Origin of the sequence: Massilia sp. H6 (genome assembly GCF_024802625.1) — a bacterium.
Taxonomy (GTDB): Bacteria; Pseudomonadota; Gammaproteobacteria; order Burkholderiales; family Burkholderiaceae_D; genus Telluria.
The window spans coordinates 1,453,572-1,473,176 of record NZ_CP103371.1 but is presented as its reverse complement, the minus strand read 5'-3'; the positions used below and the strand labels follow the sequence as shown (position 1 = coordinate 1,473,176).

The window sequence follows — 19,605 nt, the reverse complement described above, 5'->3', positions numbered from 1 at the left end:
ACGCCAGTCCGCGCTCATCTATTGCAATGGGTTATTATTCTTCGTCGTAACGACCTTTTCTACCAGACCCCGTGAACTCGATTGGCACCTTCGGTGCATCCCGCTACGCCTTACGCGACCTGCAATTGTTCCGCGATGCCGACGACCCGGCCGTCACGGCAGCGCTCGCCCCTTGCGCGCTGATCCGGGTGGCCGCAGGCCAGCGGGTCGAGGATGGCTTGCGGGCGCGCCTGTATATCGTGCTGTCGGGCACGCTCGAAGTGGCGCCCGACTCCCATAGCGCCAGTGACAACGACGGCGAAGGCGGCCTGACCCGCGTGTTTCCCGGCGAAAGCGTGGGTGAACAGGCGGTGCTGGACGATGCGGTCAACCTGGCCGCCATGACCGCGCTCGAGGACTGCGAGCTGCTGGTGATCGAGCCGGAACTGGTGTGGCAGCTGATCGACCGCTCGAACGTGCTGGCGCGTAACCTGCTGCGCCTGCTTTCCTTTCGGGTGCGCGCCACCAATGCTCAATTGCGCCGGCGTCAGAAACTCGGCGAATTCTACCGCCAGCTGTCGCTCAACGACGCCCTGACCGGCTTGTACAACCGGGCCTGGCTCAACGAAATGCTGCCCAAGCTGGCCATGCGGGCGCACCAGGACGGCAGCCCGCTGGCGGTCATCATGATCGACCTTGACCACTTCAAGCGTTTCAACGACACCCATGGCCATATTGCCGGCGACGCGGCACTGGCGGCGGCGGCCAGCGTGATCCGCGATTCGCTGCGGCCCTCGGATTTCGCGGTGCGCTATGGCGGCGAAGAATTGCTGGCAGTCTTGCCCGACACCCACCTGGGGCTGGCCGAGATGGTGGCCGAACGCCTGGCCGAGCGCCTGCGCGCGGCCATGGTATTTCCCGACATGCGCATGCCCATGCCCCACATTACCGGGTCCTTCGGCGTTGCCGTGCTCGGCAGCGGCGGCGACGAGTACGCGCTGGTGGCGGCCGCCGATGCCGCCCTTTACCGCGCCAAGCAGGCCGGGCGCGACCGCGTCAGCGTCTGACGCAAAGGGGCGCGCCGCAACGGCTGACGCCGGGCCCATTCTGTGCCACCATGGCGCCTGCCCGCCGCACTCGCGGCGCAACCATAACAATACATGAGCACGCATACCTTCCTCTGGCACGACTATGAAACCTTCGGCGCGATCCCGCGCCGCGACCGCCCGGCCCAGTTCGCGGCGATCCGCACCGATGCCGACCTGAACGAGATCGGCGAGCCGGTCATGCTGTATTGCCAGCCAGCGCCGGATTTCCTGCCAGACCCGCAATCCTGCCTGATTACCGGCATCACGCCGCAGCAATGTCTTGAGCGCGGCGTGCCCGAACACGAATTCGCGCGCCGGATCGAGGCCGCCTTCAGCGAACCGGGCACCATCGGGGTTGGCTACAACACCATCCGCTTCGACGACGAAGTGACGCGTCATTTGTTCTGGCGCAACCTGATCGATCCTTACGCGCGCGAGTGGCAAAACGGCTGCGGCCGCTGGGATCTGCTGGACGTGGTGCGCATGATGCATGCACTGCGCCCGGACGGCATCGTATGGCCCACCCGCGACGACGGCAAGCCAAGCTTCAGGCTTGAGCACCTGAGCGCGGCCAACGGGCTGGTCCATGATGCGGCGCACGACGCCTTGTCCGATGTGCGCGCGACCATTGCGCTGGCGCGGCTCATCCGCCAAAAGCAGCCGAAGCTATTCGACTTTTGCCTGGAACTGCGCCGCAAGGACCGCGTCGCTGCCGAAATGGGCCTGCACCTGGAGCCGACGCAGCGCCAGCCTTTCCTGCACGTGTCCGGCATGTTCCCGGTCGAGCATGGCTGCCTGGGACTGGTCTGGCCATTGGCACAGCATCCGACCAACAAGAACGAAATCCTGGTATGGGATTGCCGCCACGATCCGTCCGAGCTGTTCACGCTCGATGTCGAGACCATCCGCCAGCGCATGTTCACCCGCAGCGCCGATTTGCCCGAAGGCGTCACGCGCCTGCCGATCAAGAGCGTCCACCTGAACAAGGCGCCTATGCTGGTAGGCAACCTCAAGACCCTGCAGCCGGCCATGGCCACGCGCTGGGACATCGACCTGGAGCGCGGCCGCGCGCATGCGGCGCTGGCAGCCGGCGGGCGCAACATGAGCGCAATCTGGGCGCAGGTGTTCCAGAAGCCGGCCGCGAGCACCGCGGTCGACGTCGACGAAGACCTGTACGGCGGCTTCGTCGGCAACGGCGACCGCCGCAAGCTCGAGTCGCTACGCCTTGACAAGCCCGAGGCGCTGGCCGGCCTGCGGCCGTCGTTCGACGACGAGCGCCTGGGCGAGCTGTTCTTCCGCTACCGCGCACGCAATTTTCCACAGACCTTGTCGGCCGAAGAAGCACAAGAGTGGGAAGACCACCGCGCCGCGCGCCTGTTCGACGGCGCCGGCGGCGCACGCACGGTGGACCAGCTGTTCGGCGAAATCGACGCGCTGTCGGAGACAGCAGACGAGCGCGCCGAAGCCATTCTGGGGGCGCTATATGACTATGTGGAGATGATCGCGCCGGAGCGGTACTGAAGGCCGGTGCCGGCGTGGCACCAGGCCAGGGGCGCTTTGTTAGCCGCGCGCCACGTTGATGGCGTCGCGCGTCTCGCGCGCCACCCTGCGCGCCGCCGCGGCGAAATCTTCCCCGTCGAGCGGCGTCGCGTACAGGATCGCCCGCGATGAATTGATCATCATCCCGGTCCGCTCAAGGGTGCGGCCAGCCTTCACGGTCGCTTCCACATCGCCACCCTGGGCACCGACGCCCGGAATCAAGAGCGGCATGTCGCCCACCAGTTTGCGCACCTGCGCGATTTCTTCAGGAAATGTAGCGCCCACCACCAGCGCCAGTTGGCCGTTGCGGTTCCACTTGTCGGCCACCAGTTGCGCCACGTGCTGGTACAAGGGGCGCCCGCCGACATCGAGAAATTGCAGGTCCGAGCCGCCGGCGTTCGAGGTGCGGCACAGGACGATCACGCCCCGGTCGGCCCATTCCAGGTAAGGCTCGACCGAATCGAAGCCCATGTAGGGGTTGACCGTTACCGCATCGGCCCCATAGCGGTCGAAGGCTTCGCGCGCGTACTGGTGCGCGGTGGCGCCAATATCGCCGCGCTTGGCGTCGAGCACCAGTGGAATGTGCGGATGGTTCGTGCGCAGGTAATTGCAGATGTCTTCGAGCTGGCGTTCCGCGCCCAGCGCGGCGAAATAGGCGATCTGCGGCTTGAAAGCGCAGGCCAGGTCGGCGCTCGCGTCGATGATCGCCTTGCAGAACCGGGCAATGCCATCCGGCTGGGCCTGCAGGTGTGCCGGCATGCGTGCCAGGTCGGGATCGAGACCGACGCACAGCAGCGAGTCGTTGCGGGTCCATGCAGCGGCAAGTTTGTCGATGAAATTCACGTTGGGCCCCTTGTTGGTCGATGATTGCGAACCCAATATTGTACCCGCCAGGCATCGGCGCGGTCGGCGCGGCCCGATGATGCGCCAGGATATCTTTACATCCTGTATATTTTGATTATTCGACAACTTGCCGTGGATTATTCACTATGACCCTTAGCCTTGCAACTTCCTTCTCTTTCCGCTGGATCCGGGGCCTGGCCCTCGCCCTCCTGGCCGGTAGCCTGTTATCTGGCTGTGGCTACAATGCCTTCCAGACCAAGGACGAGGCCACCAAGGCGGCCTGGAGCGAAGTAGTGAACCAGTACCAGCGCCGCGCCGACCTGATTCCCAACCTGGTCAATACCGTCAAGGGCTATGCCTCGCACGAACGCGAGACGCTCGAGGCCGTAACGCGCGCCCGCGCAGCCGCGACCAGTTTCCAGATCACCCCGGAAGTGCTGAACGATCCGGCCGCGTTCCAGAAATTCCAGCAGGTTCAGGGCGAACTGTCGGGCGCGTTGTCGCGCCTGATGATGGTCTCCGAACGCTATCCTGACCTGAAGGCCGACGCTCGCTTCGGTGAGCTGCAGTCGCAGCTCGAAGGCACGGAAAACCGCATCACGGTGGCACGCCAGCGCTACATCGCCGCGGTGCAAGACTATAACGTCACGGTGCGCAAGTTCCCGAACAACCTGACCGCCATGATCTTTGGCTATGAAACCAAGCCATCGTTCACGGTCGAGAACGAAAAAGCGATTTCGACTGCGCCAACCGTCGACTTCGGCAAATAAGCGATGCGTGCTTTTTCCAGAGGGAGCTTACTGTCTTCCCTATGGGCCGTGCTGCTGGCCTGCATGCTGGCCAGCCCTGCGCTGGCCCAGCTCAAGCCGGTACCACCGCTGAGCGGGCGCGTCGTGGACCAGGCCGGCATGCTCGACGCCGCCCAGCGCGAACGGCTGACGGCGGTGCTGGCCGATTATGAACAGCGCACCGGCAGCCAGATCGCGGTGCTGCTGGTCGCCTCGACCGAACCGGAGGCGATCGAGCAGTACAGCATCCGCGTCACCGACGCCTGGAAGCTCGGCCGCAAGGGCATTGATGACGGCGTGCTCTTGATGGTGGCGCGGGATAACCCGAGCTCGCTGCGCCGGCTGCGGATCGAGGCCGGACGCGGCGTCCAGGGCGTGCTCACCGATGCGCAATCGAAACGCATCCTCACCAACGTAATCGCCCCGCATTTTCGCCAAAACCATTACTACGAAGGTTTGGTGGCCGGCGTCGGCGCCATTGCCACCCTGCTCAACAAAGAGGCCTTTCCGGCGCCGGTGCAGCAGCGAGCACCGCAAGGACAGGCCGCGCAAGGCGGCGGTGGCGGATTCTCGATCTTCGGCATCCTGGCGATCGTGATCGGTTTCAGCCTGCTGCGCTCGATGTTCCGTCCACGCCGCAAAGGACTGTCTGCCGGCCATTGGGGCCGCCGCGGTAGCGGCTTGGGCAATGTCGCGACCGGCATCATCCTCGGCAATGTACTTGGCGGCATGGGCCGCGGCGGTGGCGGTGGCGGCTTTGGCGGTGGCGGCGGTTTCGGCGGCGGCGGCGGCAGTTTCGACGGCGGCGGCGCCTCTGGAGATTGGTAATGGGCATGGACAACGGTATCAAGCATCGCATCACGCGCACATGGCGCCACCTCACCAGTAGCGGCGCCGCAGCCAAGCGCGCCTTTCCTGAAACTACACTGACTGCCATCAGCGAGGCCATCACCGCGGGTGAACAGACCCATCGCGGAGAAGTTCGCTTGATCATTGAAAAGGCGCTCGACCTTGACGACGCCTGGGACGGCGTCACCAACCGCCAGCGCGCGCTGGCGCTGTTCGCCGACTATGGCGTATGGGACACCGAAGACAATTGCGGCGTGCTCATCTACGTCAACCTGGCCGAGCACCGGGTCGACATCGTGGCCGACCGGGGTATCGACCGCAGGATCGACAGCGCTACCTGGCAGGCGGTTTGCCGCACCATGACCGATGGCTTCAAGGCAGGACATTTCCATGATGCGACGCTGGCCGCCATCGGGCAGGTCAACGAGCTGCTGCGGCAACATTTCCCGGCCGATGGCTCGCGCGCCAACGAATTGCCGGACAAGCCGCTGATGCTGTAATCGCGGGGAGGCGCGGGGTGGCGCGGACATCACGGTAGCAAGCAATGCAAGAGCCGGCAGGGCTCGCTACAATTGCTGTTTGCACATTCAGAAAGCCCGTCATGAAACTTGCCAACAAAACCGCGATCGTCACCGGCGCCAGCCAGGGCATCGGCCTGGCCTGCGCCCAACGCCTGGTACAGGAAGGCGCCCGCGTGATGCTCGTCGATGTCCGCCCGGAAGGCGCGCAAGCGGCCACCGCGCTGGGCGAGGCGGCGCGCTTTTACCAGGCCGACGTCAGCTTGAGAACCGAGGTGGAAGCCATGCTGGCGGCCACGCTGGCGGCCTTTGGCCAGGTGGATATCCTGATCAACAACGCGGGCATCACCCACGCGGCCGACTTCCTCGACCTGACCGAGGACGACTTCGACCGTGTGCTCCGGGTCAACCTCAAATCAATGTTTTTGTGCAGCCAGGCGGCTGCCCGCGAGATGGTCAAGCGCCAGAGCGGCTGCATCATCAATATGTCGAGCGTCAACGCCGAATTGACGATTCCTAACCAGGTGCCCTATGTGGTGTCGAAGGGCGGCATCAACCAGCTCACACGGGTGACCGCCATCAGCCTGGCCCAGCACGGCATTCGCGTCAATGCGATCGGCCCCGGCACGATCCTGACCGAACTGGCGAAAAAAGCCGTGCTCGGCAGCCCCGAAGCGCGCCACACCATCTTGTCGCGTACCCCGCTCGGACGCTGTGGCGAACCGGAAGAAATCGCCGCGATCGCCGCGTTTCTGGCAAGCGAAGACGCTTCGTACATGACTGGCCAGACCCTGTATGCGGACGGCGGAAGGATGGCGTTGAACTATACCGTTGCGGTGCGCGAGTGACACCCATTCGGCTACCGAGAACGACGTGAAGATATGCGAAATATCAATGTCTGGTATCCAAATTCGCAATTGGACATATATTTGGCGGCGCAGCATAATTGCACCTGTCTCCACTATTCTCCTCCAAGAAAATAGTTTTAAGCCCGCCTCGAGCGGGCTTTTTTTTTTGCCTCTCGATTGTTCTCGTGGCGCGCGTCCTGCGCGATATCGTTGAGATCGCGCTGCATCCGAATTGTTCAGTTAGCACTGTCGACGTTTGATCAGTGTCATAGCATGGTCGTCATAAGCCCATATACTTTGAATCACCTGTGACACACGCAACCGATATGCGTGGTTGCAGCCGGTGTGCTGCACAGTGTGCAACACACCAACCCGATTTGCGTCTCATCCCTCGCCTCCCTGTCCGGCCCTGGCTCATGCCCACCAACTGCTGGCAGGCAGTTTTCACATGGTCAACATGCCAATATAAATCTCGCCACAGCGCTTGTAGCCTTGCGAGATTTGGCTATCATGAAGCTCGCGCCCTGGATTTGTCTCATCCGCGGGGCCAGACAACACAGCAACGGAGCCAGTCTATGAATTTTCGTGCATCCGAAACATATTCTTCGCCTCACTCACCTGCAGGCCGCCGTCAGCACACCGACGACGACCTGGTCCTCGTCGAACTGAGCCCGCAGGCAGTCATCGACCAGCCACTCGACGCGGGCATGTCGCTCGATTTGCTCACCTTCGGCACGGTGCGCGAAATCTGCCCCAAGTGCCAGTTCACCCACCTGAAGCTGGTGCTGCGCCAGACCAGTGTGCGCATGGCCCATCTCTTTTGCGCCGACTGCGAAAGCTGTTTCGACGCGCACTACCCCAACGGCGCTCCGGCGCTGACCATCTGAACTGCACGAGGGATCTGGCTTGATAGCCGGCTGGCGTGGTATCGTTGGCTTTTGCCCAACGCCCCGCCGTCATGCCTGCATTGTTTTCCCTCCTGTTGCTCGATCCACGCCTGCGCCACGCCCGCCTCATCCTGGCCCTGGTCCTGTACGCCGGCGTTGTCATTGCTGGCTCGATACCCGGTGCGCGCGCCGAGGTCGGTGTATACGCAACCGGCCTGGTACTGCACGGCCTGACCTATGCCTTCCTGACCCTGCTGTGGTTCTTCGGCAGCACCGGAAGCGCACCGGTGCGCGCTTTAAAAGCCGTGCTGGCAATTGGCCTGATGGGCGCCGGCGACGAGCTGGTGCAGAGTTTCCTGCCCTACCGTTCGGGCGACGTGCGCGACTGGATGATCGATATCACCGCCGCACTCCTGACCAGCACGGCGCTAGCGGTCTTCCTGCCGCGACGCGACCCCTTGCGCCAGCCCTGACAAATCCGGCCGCAAAAAAATTCACCGGCCTCAAGGCCACTTGATGCATCTCACGTCCAACCCGAGTCCGCTGGAACGCTGACGCGCTTCGTGCCTCTTACCAGAGGTGGCACGCTGCATCGTCACGCATCCCACTGAACATCCATTACAAGGAGTTGGTCATGAAGCAAAAACAACAGAGCATGATCCTGGCGGGCGTGCTGGCGGGGGCGCTGGGCCTGGCCGGCTGCGCCGGCACTGGCAGCGACACGTCCAGCAGCGGCATGTCCAGCGGCGCCACCGGCACCACTGGCACCAGCGGCACCAGCGGCACCATCGGCACCACCGATGCATCCGGCTATCCGGCTGGCACCGCCAGCGGCAGCGCGGGCAGCACCGGCACCGGCACCACCAGCTCGTCGGGCTGGGACCAGTCGGGCAGCACGGCCACGACCGGCGTCACGCCTGCGCAGACCGGCCCATCCACGGCCGCCAGCGCCAGCCCGAACAGCACCGTGCTGGCAATCGAGGTCATTCCCAGTGCCAGCGCCAGCTCGGGCAGCGTCGGCAGCACTGGCGCGGCTGGCGCCACCGGCAGCGCCGCCTCCTACCGCATCACCGTGCGCATGGACGACGGCAGCACCCAGGTCGTCACCCAGGACATCACACCCGATTTCCGCAGCGGCGACCGGATAAACGTGACCGGCGGCGCAATCCAGCGCTAGCGTAGGCGCCGGGCTTCGCGGCGGCTAAGCCTGGCGGCGGCATGCGCTACACGTGACAGGCGCGTTCGGAGCGCCTGTAGAATCGTGCAACAAAAAAAAGCGCACCCTCAGGTGCGCGCGTGGGGAGATTTACGGGCCATCCCCAGCGTCTGGCCGGGCGACGAGCTTCGCCCAGCCATGCCTGCTGGCGGGCGACTTTCCGCCCGGCGCCCGGCAAGACCACAGTCCCGCACAAGCGCTCCCCCGGGTTTCATCTCGCTTACGGCATGCCGGTTCCACCAGGCAAGCCATCCCCTTCCGATTCGATGTCCTTTCTTTGCAGCGGCACATTGCGCGTGGCGGCACTGATCACTTCCAGCGGCAGTTTCGGCGTGCGGTCGGCGTTGAGCAGGCCATTTGCCTCCTGGAAGGTATCGGTGAACTGCGTGTAGCAGAAGCCACTGAACATGAAGGTTTCGTTCACCACCTGCAACAGCCTGCGGTAGAGCGACGAATAGCTCTCGGCCGAATGCGCGCGCGAGTAACCCCAGGTCGTCTTGTCGGCATCCGGATCCTGCTTCTGGTCGTAGGCGATTCCTCCGAACTCGGTCAGCACGATCGGCTGGCCGCGGTGTGGAAAGCCGTCCAGGGTCAGGATGCGGCCACCCGGACGCCGCTGGTCGAACAGGGTGCGCACCGGGTCGGTCACCGCATAGCGCGCCTGCAGCTTTTCCGGGTCGCAGTCGTAGTCGTGGATGCCAAGGATGTCGGTCGCCGAGGCTTCCCAGCCGTCGTTACCGATTACCGGCCGGGTCGAATCGAGCGTGCGCGTCAGGTGATACAGCGCCTCGACCGCGTTACGATGGGCCTGGGTCAGGGTCAGGTTCGGTACGCCCCAGGACTCGTTGAACGCTACCCAGACGATGATGCAGGGGTGGCTGTAGTCGCGCTGGATCGCTTCGGTCCACTCGCGCACCATGCGCGTGATCGCCCGCGAGCTGAAGCGGTAGGCGGACGGCATCTCTTCCCACACCAGCAGGCCCAGCCTGTCGGCCCAGTACAGGAAGCGCGGGTCTTCGATCTTCTGGTGCTTGCGCACGCCATTGAAACCCATCAGCTTGACCAGCTCGACGTCTCGCTTCAGGTGTTCGTCGGAAGGCGCGGTCATGAACGACTCGGGCCAGTAGCCCTGGTCCAGCACCAGGCGCAGCTGGTAGGGACGGCCATTGAGCATGAAGCGGTCGCGGTTGATCGAGACAGAGCGCAGCGCCGTGTACGAGCGGATACGGTCGAGGATCTTGTCGCCGCAGCGCAGCGTGACCTCGGCATCGAGCAGGGTCGGGCGCTCCGGGCTCCACAGGATTTCGTTGCGGGAATCGTCTATACCCGGATCGGACAGCGCGATCTTGCGGTTCGCTTCGCCGGCCAGCAGCTTGTAGTAGTCGTCGGCGAGCAAATGTTCGCCGTGCCAGATCTTGACCTCGACGAAAAGGTCTTGATGAGTATGGCCGGCAGCAAATACCTCGCAGCCAATTTCATAGGTCTCGAAAATCGGGGTCCAGCGCAGCGAGGCGATATAGGTGTCTTCCACCTGCTCGACCCAGACGGTCTGCCAGATGCCGGTGGTGCGCGGATACCAGATCGAATGCGGCTCGAGCAGCCAGTCTTGCTTGCCGCGCGGCTTGGCGAGGTCGGCCGGATCGTCTTCGACAAACACGGTAACGACTTGTTTGCCGCTCTCGCTCATGGCACCGGTGATGTCGGCCTGGAACGGCGTGTGGCCGCCCTCATGCTCGACGACCAGCCGGCCATTGACCCAGACCCGGGCGCTGTAGTCGACAGCGCCGAAATGCAGGATCGTGCGCTTGCCGTCGGCCGCCAGTTCGAACTCGCGCTCGTACCAGACGGCGCGGTGAAAGCCCGTATCCTGGATGCCGCTCATCTCGGTTTCGGCAGCAAACGGCACGTTGATGTCGTGGGTCCATTCGGGCGCATGGTCCGGCAGCCGGTAGACCAGGTCGTCGTCGAAGCAGAAGCGCCATTTTCCGTTCAGGTTGATCCAGTTGTCGCGCACCAGCTGGGGACGGGGGTATTCAAACTGACTCATTGTTGTCCTTTCTGTTGAGTCGGGACCGGAAGCAAAATCCGGCCCTCTCGTCCATGTTGGTTGTATGCCGCCAGCGCGTTGGCGGCGGCTTGCTGCGCCTGGCCAGCCCGGCACAGCGCCACGCAGGCGCCGCCGAAGCCGGCACCGGTCAGGCGCGCGCCCAGCACGCCGGGCTGGGCACGCAATTGCTCGCACAGGTCGTTCAGTTCGGAAATCGAGACTTCGTAGTCATCGCGCAGGCTGAAGTGCGAGGCATTCATCAGTTCGCCAAAGCGCTCGGCGCCAACGCCGCCTGCCGCTTCGAGCACGCGCAGGTTTTCCAGCACCACATGGCGGGCGCGTTCGCGCAGCGGCGACGGCAGGCCTTCCACACTGGCAGGGTCGAGCACGTCGCGCAGCGCCGGCACGCCCAGCTTGCGCGAAGCTTCCTCGCACTCGGCGCGGCGCTCGTTGTACTTGCTGGCGGCGAGCTTGCGCGCAATGCCGGAATCGACCACGATCAGTTCGGTATCGGGCGGCATGTCGACCAGCCGGTGCTCGAGCGTGCGCGCATCGATGAACAGCATGCTGGTCTCACCGGCCAGGCTCGAGGCCATCTGGTCCATGATGCCGCAGTTGACGTGCGCGTATTCGATTTCGGCGCGCTGCGCGATCCGGGCCAGCTTGACGTCGTCGAGTTCGAAGCCGAGCAGCGCGCGCATGGCACGCAGCGTCGCCACTTCGAGCGCGGCCGAGGACGACAGGCCCGAGCCCACCGGCAGGTCCGAGGTCACGTAGATGCGCAGCGGCGGCACCTCGATGCCCTCGGCCTGCACCAGCCGGATGCAGCCCTCGATATAGCTGCCATAGCCCTGCGGCGCATTGCCGTCGTAGGCAAAGGTGACGGTGTTGTCGAAGGTGGGCGAATAAAAGTGGAAGTGGTCGTCGCCGCTGCGACTCATCGCCACCACCGTGCGCTGCGGGGTCGCCACCGGCAGCATGAAGCCGTCGTTGTAATCGGTATGCTCGCCGAGCAGGTTAACGCGCCCGGGAGCCGATGCGTTCACTTCCGGCGCGCCGCCGAAGAATGTGTCGGTATTCACCATGTTTGCGTCTCCAGCCAGAGGGGCCGCATGCGGCCATGTACGTCCGCCGCCGGCCATCCGGGGTCGAACGTGAGGTTCTCGAGTCCTTCCGGACCGAGCAGGAAAGTGTCTTCGATCTTGACGCCCACGAAGCTCGGGTTGAACGCAAAGGCCATGCCCTCTTCGAGCAGGGTCGCAGTGCTCGGGCTGGCCACGATCTCGCGCGCCCGGTAGCCGGTAATTCCGCCCTGGTGATGCTCGCGGATCGCCGCTTCGCGGTCAACGTGCTTGTAGGCCGCGTCCAGCGCGTGGTACACCGACGACAGCGACATGCCCGGCAGCACCGCTGCCAGCCCGGTGGCCTCGACTTCCATCAGCGCGTGCTGGTCGTCCAGCGGCGCCGCCCCGGCAGCGCCGAAGCGCACGAAACGGGTCAGGTTGGCATACAGGCCGTGGCGACGCGCGCAGAACACCAGCATGGCGCGCTGGCCGATCCGGTCGTGGGTGGGGGTCGGGTGACGCCAGGCTGGCAGGCGCCGTTCTCCGGCCACCAGCACCAGGGCTGGATGAATGCCGCGCCGCCAGAGTGCCTGCGCACCGGCGCCGGCCAGCTCGAACTCGGTCCAGTCGGGGCGTGCCTGGCGCATCGTCTCGCTCATCGCTTCGGACGCTTCCCGGCCCAGTATGCGGTAGCGTTCGCGTTCGGCGGCGCCCAGCACCAGTCGGCGCTGGCGCAGCGCCGCGGGCAAGGCCTGCTCTCCATTGCGTGGAAGGTCAGACAAGATGGTGCGCCCGCCAGCCGCGGTCTGCACATAGCGCTCGCGCAGCTCGGGCTCGGCCCACGGTTCGGCATGGAAGGTGAAGCCTTCCGGGACTTCTTCTGCGCGCAAACGCTCGGCTTCGATGGCATCGGTCAGGATGCAGGCTTCTTCGAGCGTGACCAGTACCTCGGCTACGCCCTGGTCGGTGGTGTGCAACACGGCGCTCGATCCGCCGGCAGTGATCCAGGCGAACCAGTCAACGCCGCGCAGGCGCAACGCCCCCGCGTTTGCCGCCTGCAGGTGGGTCCGTACCAGCGCCAGCTTGTCGGCAACTTCAGCCTCTCTTGGCTGGACTACGGTCATCAGCGCGCCTCCCGGTTCTCGTCCAGGCTCACTTCGACCTGCTGCAGTTCGTAGGCGGTGGTCTCGGGCAGCACGTCCATTGCGAACATGCCGGCTGCCAGCTCGGTTCCGGCCAGGTATTTGAGCCGGTCCTTGGTGCGGTACGGCGGATAGAACTGCGCGTGCAGCTGGGTCTCGGGATGCTCGGCGCCGTCGGTCGGCGCCTGGTACCAGGCCATCAGGTAAGGGAAAGGCCGGTTCCACAGCGTCTCGAACTTGAGCAAAACCGTCTTGAGCGCCCGTGCCAGGCCGGCCCGCTGCGGCCCACTCAGGGCAGCGAAATCCTTGCACGGCGCGGTCGGCATCACCCACACCTCGTATGGATAACGGGCACAGGCCGGCACAAAGGCGATGGCATGCTCGTCCTGGTACAGCACGCGCTTGCCATCGGCCGCCTCGTCGCGCGCCATGTCGCATAGCAGGCTGGTGCCGTGCTGCAGGAAGTATTCGCGCTCCTGCGCCAGCATGCGCGCCGGCACCGCCGGCACGAACGGGTACGAATAGATCTGGCCATGCGGATGGTGCAGCGTAACGCCGACTTCGGCGCCACGGTTCTCGAATGGCAGCACGTAGTGGATGTTCGGATGGCTGCCGATGCGCTCGGTACGGTCGCCCCACGTGTACAGCAGCAGCTCGATGCGCGACAGCGGCAGCGAAGCCAGCGCCGCCTCCGGCGTCTGGGTAAACACCACCACCTCGCAGTGGCCATTGGCGGGCGCGGTCGGTACCGTCACGCTGGGCGGGTCGTGCGACTCCAGCGCCAGCGAGGGAAAGCGGTTGTCGAAGACGGCGATCTCGTAGTCGCCGGCCGGCATTTCGGTCGGGTGCTCGGGATCGCTGATCGGCGCCAGCGGATTGTATTGCGGCGGCGGCTGGTAGGTACGATTCTGGCGAAAGGCGGCATAGGTGACCCATTCGCCGCGCAGCGGGTGCCAGCGCAGATGCGGATTGGCGTGCTGGGGCTCGGCGAACGGGCTCGGTGCGGTGATTCCCTCGGGAATCGGCCGGTTGCTGTAGAGGGTAATGTTGCGTCCGTCCGGCTTCTTGAGATCTTTGCTGTGCATGGTATCCAAAAAATGTCGGGCAAATCGGGCGCGAGCAGTCACCGGCGGAACCGGTGTGCTCGCGTTCTGAACACCAATCCTAACATGGTGATTTCACCACATTTTTCCGCCGGTATACCTGTATTTTCCAATCGTCAACGACGCCGTTGCACAAGGCATGACTGGCCCGTGCAAGCCGCCCTTTGCCTCTCTGGGAAAGCCGATAATCCATGCTCGGCCCGGCGCTTTTCTGTAAGCCTGATCCTACGTAAGGATGGGATTTTCTACCCAGCGCCGTCGAGACGAACACCTACGAAGTCACCCGCAAGAACAGGGCAAAAAGGCTCCAGCTGGCGTGGCGCTTCGCGTCCAGCAAAAAAAAAACCGCTCGGTAAGCCCGAGCGGCATATCCCTGCACAACAGACCAATGGCAGGCCTAGCGCGCCAGCTCCACCAGCACCGCCGTGTACATCTGCAAGTTCAGCAGCAGCTGCTTTTCGGTAATGAACTCGTGCTCCGAGTGGCCGGTGTAGACCTTGCCCGGCATGCCAGGGCCGAAGCTGACTGCGCCCGGGAACAGGCGCGAGTTGGTGCCGCCGCCGATCGCCACCGGCTGCGGGTCTTTCATGCCGGAAAAATACGAGAACACGCTCATCAGGGTCGGCAAGTGCGGCGCGTTCTTCTGTACCCACGGCTCGTTGATGCGTACCGTGACATTGGCAAGCGACAGCTGGCGGCTTTGCCACTGGGCCAGCGCGGCGTGGATCTCGCCGGTGAGCTGCTCGGTGCTCTTGCCCTGCGGGCGGCGCAGGTTGATCGAGACCTCGATGCCGCCGCCTTCTTCCTGCTTGCGCTGGCGGATCACCGTCGGCGCGACGGTCATCTGCCCCATGAACCCGTCGCGGTAGGCGATGGTGCCGAACTTTTCGCCGTACAGGCCGGTGCCGACCATCTCGTTGAGAAAGTTGACCACGCCGCCCGCCGTGGTGTTGGCCCAGGGGCGCACCGCCAGCGCATCGGCCAGCATGCTTACCGCGTTGACGCCGTGTTCCGGTTTCGATGAGTGGGCCGACACGCCCCTGGCCTTGATTGCCAGGCCGCTGCCCTGCCAGGCGAAGTGGTACTGCATGCCGTCTTGCCCGGCGGCGCGCGCGCGCACCGCCTGTTCGAGCTGCGGGGTAGCGTTTGCCACCAGCGCAGTAGCGTCTTCCGGAATCTGGGTGCGGAAAAAGCCGCCGCCGAACTCGGCCACGTAGGGCTCGCCCGCCGGCGCGCTGGCCGCGTCCTGCCGGGGCACCGTGACGGCAATCGTGCCCGAGCCCTTCTCGGCCGTCACTGCCGGGTATTCGGCGTCGAGCGTGATGTTGACCTGCGGCGGCTGGTGGGTTTTCAGGAACTCGGTCAGCGGACCCCAGTCGGATTCTTCGCCCATGTACACGTACAGCTCGATGCGCTTGGACAGCGGCACGCCACGGTCGCGGATCGCCTTCATCGCATACAGCGCGGTGGCGATCGGGCCCTTGTCGTCCTCGGCGCCGCGCGCCAGCAGCTTGCCAGGCTCGCTGGTACGGTCCAGCACGAAGGGCGATTTCTTCCACTTGCTCGCATCCACCGGCTGCACGTCGCCATGCGTAATCACGCCAACCCGCTCGGCCGCGCTGCCCAGCCCGATGATGACGGTCCAGCCGTGGTCAGCGTAGTCCAGCCCAAGGCGCTGCGCCTCGCGCTTGAGGGCTTGCTTGAACGCGATATGAACCGGATTCTTGTCGGATGCGACGACCGGGTCGGCCACCGTGTTATAGCTCACCAGCTCCGCCAGCGTGTCGACCAGCTCCGTGCGGTAGGTGGTGACGGCATACTTGGCGGTGCTGACCGCCACCTCGCTCGGCGCTTTGGTCGCGCCAGCGGCGGCAACCGGCACCGCCGCCGCGGTGCCGAAGACTGCCAGCAGCACGCTGGCCAGCAGGGTTGTTCGAATCGTCATCGCCATCTCCATCGTCGGGGGTCACCAGTGCGGGTTGCAAATGCGCAAGAAGTCTAGCACAGGCGTGCCTGCGCACCCGGTCGCGTTCGGGTATGGTGACGGCAACCCAAACCCACGAGGACATGCCCTCATGACCGAAAAAACCGTACAGCGGATACACCCCGCCACGCGCGACGACATTGGCGAGCTGATCACCCGCCGTCCCTTGCCCGCTCCCCGCCTCGAACAGATCGACCCATTCCTGTTCCTTAACCACCACGGCCCGCAGACCTATCCCCCGCACAACAGCGGCCTGCCCTTCGGACCGCACCCGCATCGCGGGTTCGAGACCGTCACCTTTATTCTCGAGGGCATGCTGGCCCACCGCGACAACGCCGGCCACGAAAGCATCATCGATGCCGGCGGCGTGCAGTGGATGACGGCCGGGCGTGGCATCGTGCATGCCGAAGTATCGCCGCGCGCGTTTCTGGATGCGGGCGGTCCGGTCGAGATCCTGCAGCTGTGGGTCAATTTGCCGGCAAGCCTGAAAATGAGCGAGCCGGCCTATACAGGACTGCAGCGCGCCGACATTCCTGCCCTGCCGCTCGACGCCGGCAAAGTAACCATGAACCTGATTGCAGGGCAATGGGAAGGATCGTGCGGGCCAGTGCATACGCTCACCGGCGTCTTCATGAGCACCCTGCAGATGGAGGCAGGCGGCTGCCTGCGCGTCAGCGGCCTGACAGGGCGCAGCGTGTTCCTGTATGTGGCGCGCGGCATGGTCCGGGTGGGCAGGCAGGGCGCCATGGTCACGCAGATGCACCTGGTGGAATTTAACGACGCCGGCGACGCCATCGAGATCCGGGCCGAGCGCGATGCGCTGGTGGTATTTGGCCATGCGGCCCCGATCCGTGAACCGGTGGTGGCGCATGGCCCCTTCGTCATGACGACCCGCGAAGAAATCGCCCAGGCCATCGAGGATTACCAGGCCGGGCGGTTTGGCTCAGCGCTGGGCTAATGCAAGCTGGCGGCGGCCGTCGACGGTACTAACGCGCACCGTCTCCACATGCCGGCGCGTGCCTTCGAAGGCAAAGCGCACGTCCTTGTTCATCGCGACGAAGCGGCCCTTGCCGATGTGGACGATCTCGACCGGACCGTCGCCAAGGTCGGCATACACCGTTTTCGCATTGCCGGTGAGCTTGCCGGTGACGGTCAGCTTGCGGCCGTCGGTCATTTCGTAGTCGCCCATCATGCGGTCGAACAGGAAGGGGGCCATCGGGGTCCGCGCGGCCTGGGCGCCGATCACGGTGACGCGTTCGGTCGAGGCGGCCTGGGGCGCCGCCGTGGCGGTGGCGGTGGCGGTCAGGGCGAAGAAGGTGGCGGTGGCAGCCAGCAGCAGTTTGGTACGCATGATCGATATTCCTTTTAATGGCGATTGAGGTCGGACCGGTGCGGCTAACAACCTGTGCTGCGCGGTCCACGATATTCAAGTTCGCCAGCGTTTGTCTGGGTTTGTCTGGCGATATGAGTAGTCTAGCCAAGCGCCGCGCAGGCTCAAGCTGCAAGCGCCGAAACGCCGTAAATACGGGATGAACTGCGTAAAACCGATGCCAGGTGGGGGGTGCATATACGTGTGCGCCTGCCGGCGAAGCTGCTGCCGAACGTGCGGCAGCCCTGGCCGCATATGGCTTACAGTAGGCTTTTCGTTGATTCGGGCGACAGACCATGCAACCCATCTCCCTGGCTGCCACCACGCGCGGCTACCCCGGCACTGAGAACACCATCGAGAACGTCCATACCGGCTCGGTGGCGGTCGTCGACGTCCAGGGACGCCTGCTGTATTCGGCCGGCGACCCGCACTACCCCACGTTCACGCGTTCGGCGCTCAAGCCTTTCCAGGCGCTGCCGTTCATGCTGTCCGACGGGCCCGCGCGCTTTGGCCTGTCGCGCGACGAACTGGCCCTGCTCTGCGCCAGCCACTCGGGCGAAGACATGCACCTGGAAGGCGTGCAATCGATTCTCACCAAGATCGGCCTCGATCCAGGCCACCTCGAATGCGGCTGCGCAACGCCGCTGTTCTACGAGTTCACAGGTCAGCAGCCGCCCGCCGGCCGCAACTGGACCCCGCTGCACCACAACTGTTCGGGCAAGCACAGCGGCTTCCTGGCCTGGTGCCGCCTGCATGGCACGCCGACCGCCGGTTATGTGGAGCGCGCCCATCCACTGCAGCAGGCGATCCGCGCCACGCTGGCCGACACGGTCGGCATGCCTGCAGAGGCCATGCCGACCGGGATCGACGGCTGCTCGGCGCCGAATTATGCAATGCCCCTGTCGCGCCTGGCCCACCTGTACGCACGCCTGGGGCAAGGCAAAGCCGATGCGCGGCTGGGTGGAGCGATGGGCGACTTGCGCGATGCGATGACGGCGCGCCCCGACCTGGTCTCGGGCACGGCACGTACCGACCTGTCCTGGATGACCGCCGGTGGCGGCGACTGGGTGGCGAAAGTGGGCGCCGACGCGGTGCAAACCATCGGCATCGGCTCGGCCGGCCTGGGCATCGCCGTCAAGATTACCGACGGCAACAGCCGCGCCTTGCACCCGGTCGTCTACAGCGTACTCGAGCAGCTCGGCTTGCTCAACGCGGCCCGCCGCGCAGAGCTGGACCAATACCGCCAGCCGCTCATCCGCAATGCGCGCGGTGCGGTGGCGGGCGATATCCGGACCCTGTTCACGCTGGCGCCCGCGGGCCGGGCCTGAATCTGGACCTGAACCTGGACCTGAATCTGGGCCTGAACCTAACCCTGAACCTGGTCAGGCTGCCAGCCGGCGCAGCATCGCAGCGATCGCCGCGATCACGGCATCGTCATCCCAGTAGCTGTTGTGGACAAGCGGGTTCCAGCTGCGCAGTAACAGGCTGGCGGCGCCACGGCCGGCATTGATGGCGCGGTCTTCCACCAGCGCGCGGTAGCCGCTGGAGAGCGGCTGCAGCGGCCAGCCAAGAATGTCGTCCGGGTCGTAGAAATTGATCCACTTGAACAGCGAGGTGGGTGGCGCGATCGGGATGATGTGCATTTCCTTGTGCGCGGCCACAAACACCGGGATGTTGCTGCCGGTCGTGACCAGCGCCGCGCAGGTGCCGGCGGCCAAAAAGGTTTTCTCGCTGGCGCTCAAGCTGCGCCCCAGCGCGCCCGCCGCCCAGGCATCGATATTGCGCCAGATGCCAGCGCCCACCGGCCTGCCCGCCGCCGCCTTCTGCGCATCGTAGATGTAACTCGACAGCACCTGGCCGCCAAGTGACTGCGCCACGAACACCACCGGCATGCCGGGACGGATCGCATGCGCCGACAGCAGCGTGCGCGCGATCTCGCCCTGCGCCAGTTCGTAGACCGAACCGGGGCTTTCCTTGTGGTTTTCCAGGCCGGCGGCGTCGCCCAGACCGAACAGCACGAATTTGCGCAGGTCGGCGTAGCGCACCGCGCTAGCCTGCACGGTGCGGTCCCAGACCGTGTACTGGTTGTCCTGCAGGATGTTCTGGTAATACACCGAGCGCATCACGACCTTGCCAGCGACAGCGCCGAGCTGTCCGCGCACGCGCTCCATCAGCCCGTCGGCATAGGTGGGCGGTGTTTCTCCCATTCCATGCAGCGTGATCAATGCCACTTCGCTCAAGACAGCCTCCCCATCTGGCCGCATCCTGATCTGGGCGCGGCCTGTGTTTGATGGGAGTAGCCTACCAGTTTTCGTGGCTGTGCATGCGCTCGCCCGGCCCG

At 64.9% G+C, this 19,605-nt stretch carries 19 protein-coding genes; 11 read left to right on the top strand and 8 right to left on the bottom strand.

Translation table 11 applies throughout. From position 1 onward, the window contains the following. Nucleotides 1-71: 71 nt before the first annotated feature. Together NRS07_RS06545 and sbcB are read left to right on the top strand one after the other, a co-directional pair. Nucleotides 72-1,046 (top strand): GGDEF domain-containing protein, encoded by a 975-nt coding sequence (locus NRS07_RS06545; RefSeq protein WP_259211966.1) that lies wholly within the window; start codon nt 72-74, stop codon nt 1,044-1,046. 93 nt (nt 1,047-1,139) lie between these two features. Next, nucleotides 1,140-2,588 carry an exodeoxyribonuclease I gene (sbcB, locus tag NRS07_RS06540; protein ID WP_259211964.1) on the top strand — a complete coding sequence of 483 codons (1,449 nt, stop codon included), beginning with the start codon at nt 1,140-1,142 and terminating at the stop codon, nt 2,586-2,588. 39 nt (nt 2,589-2,627) lie between these two features. On the opposite strand, the gene pyrF is transcribed toward sbcB, so the two are convergent. Further along, the gene (gene pyrF, locus NRS07_RS06535; RefSeq protein ID WP_259211963.1) at nt 2,628-3,449 is read right to left on the bottom strand and encodes an orotidine-5'-phosphate decarboxylase; all 822 of its coding nucleotides are present in this window, start codon (nt 3,447-3,449) and stop codon (nt 2,628-2,630) included. Nucleotides 3,450-3,595: 146 nt separating this feature from the next. On the opposite strand from pyrF, the gene NRS07_RS06530 reads away from it, so the two are divergent. The 7 genes from NRS07_RS06530 (at nt 3,596) to NRS07_RS06500 (ending at nt 8,516) form a co-directional block, all read left to right on the top strand. Then, nucleotides 3,596-4,219: a LemA family protein gene (locus tag NRS07_RS06530; RefSeq protein ID WP_259211960.1), complete on the top strand. Its 624-nt coding sequence runs from the start codon at nt 3,596-3,598 to the stop codon at nt 4,217-4,219. A 63-nt stretch (nt 4,220-4,282) separates the two neighbouring features. Then, nucleotides 4,283-5,065 carry a YgcG family protein gene (locus NRS07_RS06525; RefSeq protein ID WP_259211958.1) on the top strand — a complete coding sequence of 261 codons (783 nt, stop codon included), beginning with the start codon at nt 4,283-4,285 and terminating at the stop codon, nt 5,063-5,065. Nucleotides 5,066-5,070: 5 nt separating this feature from the next. After that, nucleotides 5,071-5,586: a TPM domain-containing protein gene (locus tag NRS07_RS06520; protein WP_373889862.1), complete on the top strand. Its 516-nt coding sequence runs from the start codon at nt 5,071-5,073 to the stop codon at nt 5,584-5,586. Nucleotides 5,587-5,687: 101 nt separating this feature from the next. Further along, nucleotides 5,688-6,452, top strand: coding sequence for an SDR family NAD(P)-dependent oxidoreductase (locus NRS07_RS06515; protein ID WP_259211956.1), 765 nt, complete (start codon nt 5,688-5,690; stop codon nt 6,450-6,452). Nucleotides 6,453-7,027: 575 nt separating this feature from the next. After that, the gene (locus tag NRS07_RS06510) at nt 7,028-7,339 is read left to right on the top strand and encodes a hypothetical protein (RefSeq protein ID WP_259211955.1); all 312 of its coding nucleotides are present in this window, start codon (nt 7,028-7,030) and stop codon (nt 7,337-7,339) included. A 71-nt stretch (nt 7,340-7,410) separates the two neighbouring features. Continuing rightward, nucleotides 7,411-7,812, top strand: a complete 402-nt coding sequence (locus NRS07_RS06505) for a VanZ family protein (protein ID WP_259211953.1) — start codon at nt 7,411-7,413, stop codon at nt 7,810-7,812. Nucleotides 7,813-7,973: 161 nt separating this feature from the next. After that, on the top strand, nt 7,974-8,516 hold the full coding sequence (locus NRS07_RS06500) for a hypothetical protein (protein ID WP_259211951.1): 543 nt from the start codon (nt 7,974-7,976) through the stop codon (nt 8,514-8,516). 259 nt (nt 8,517-8,775) lie between these two features. Here NRS07_RS06500 and NRS07_RS06495 read toward each other — a convergent pair whose 3' ends face one another. The 5 genes from NRS07_RS06495 to NRS07_RS06475 form a co-directional block, all read right to left on the bottom strand. After that, on the bottom strand, nt 8,776-10,602 hold the full coding sequence (locus NRS07_RS06495) for a glycoside hydrolase family 2 protein (protein WP_259211948.1): 1,827 nt from the start codon (nt 10,600-10,602) through the stop codon (nt 8,776-8,778). Continuing rightward, nucleotides 10,599-11,687, bottom strand: coding sequence for a galactokinase (gene galK, locus NRS07_RS06490; RefSeq protein WP_259211947.1), 1,089 nt, complete (start codon nt 11,685-11,687; stop codon nt 10,599-10,601). The genes NRS07_RS06495 and galK overlap by 4 nt, the downstream gene beginning before the upstream one ends. Next, complete coding sequence (locus tag NRS07_RS06485) at nt 11,681-12,790, bottom strand: Xaa-Pro peptidase family protein (RefSeq protein ID WP_259211946.1); 1,110 nt, start codon at nt 12,788-12,790, stop codon at nt 11,681-11,683. Before NRS07_RS06485 ends, galK begins: the two co-directional genes overlap by 7 nt. Then, nucleotides 12,790-13,893 carry a galactose-1-phosphate uridylyltransferase gene (galT, locus tag NRS07_RS06480; RefSeq protein ID WP_259211945.1) on the bottom strand — a complete coding sequence of 368 codons (1,104 nt, stop codon included), beginning with the start codon at nt 13,891-13,893 and terminating at the stop codon, nt 12,790-12,792. The genes NRS07_RS06485 and galT overlap by 1 nt, the downstream gene beginning before the upstream one ends. A 415-nt stretch (nt 13,894-14,308) precedes the next feature. Continuing rightward, nucleotides 14,309-15,856, bottom strand: coding sequence for a dipeptidase (locus NRS07_RS06475; RefSeq protein ID WP_259211943.1), 1,548 nt, complete (start codon nt 15,854-15,856; stop codon nt 14,309-14,311). 130 nt (nt 15,857-15,986) lie between these two features. Here NRS07_RS06475 and NRS07_RS06470 point away from each other — a divergent pair, with 130 nt between their 5' ends. Further along, complete coding sequence (locus NRS07_RS06470) at nt 15,987-16,853, top strand: pirin family protein (protein WP_259211942.1); 867 nt, start codon at nt 15,987-15,989, stop codon at nt 16,851-16,853. Here NRS07_RS06470 and NRS07_RS06465 read toward each other — a convergent pair. Beyond that, nucleotides 16,839-17,246, bottom strand: a complete 408-nt coding sequence (locus tag NRS07_RS06465; RefSeq protein ID WP_259211941.1) for a hypothetical protein — start codon at nt 17,244-17,246, stop codon at nt 16,839-16,841. The genes NRS07_RS06470 and NRS07_RS06465 overlap by 15 nt on opposite strands. A 314-nt stretch (nt 17,247-17,560) precedes the next feature. Here NRS07_RS06465 and NRS07_RS06460 point away from each other — a divergent pair, with 314 nt between their 5' ends. After that, entirely contained in the window at nt 17,561-18,592 is a 1,032-nt protein-coding gene (locus NRS07_RS06460) for an asparaginase (protein WP_259211940.1), read from the top strand. Nucleotides 18,593-18,646: 54 nt separating this feature from the next. On the opposite strand, the gene NRS07_RS06455 is transcribed toward NRS07_RS06460, so the two are convergent. Next, entirely contained in the window at nt 18,647-19,495 is an 849-nt protein-coding gene (locus tag NRS07_RS06455) for a hypothetical protein (RefSeq protein ID WP_259213055.1), read from the bottom strand. Between the last annotated feature and the right edge of the window lie 110 nt (nt 19,496-19,605).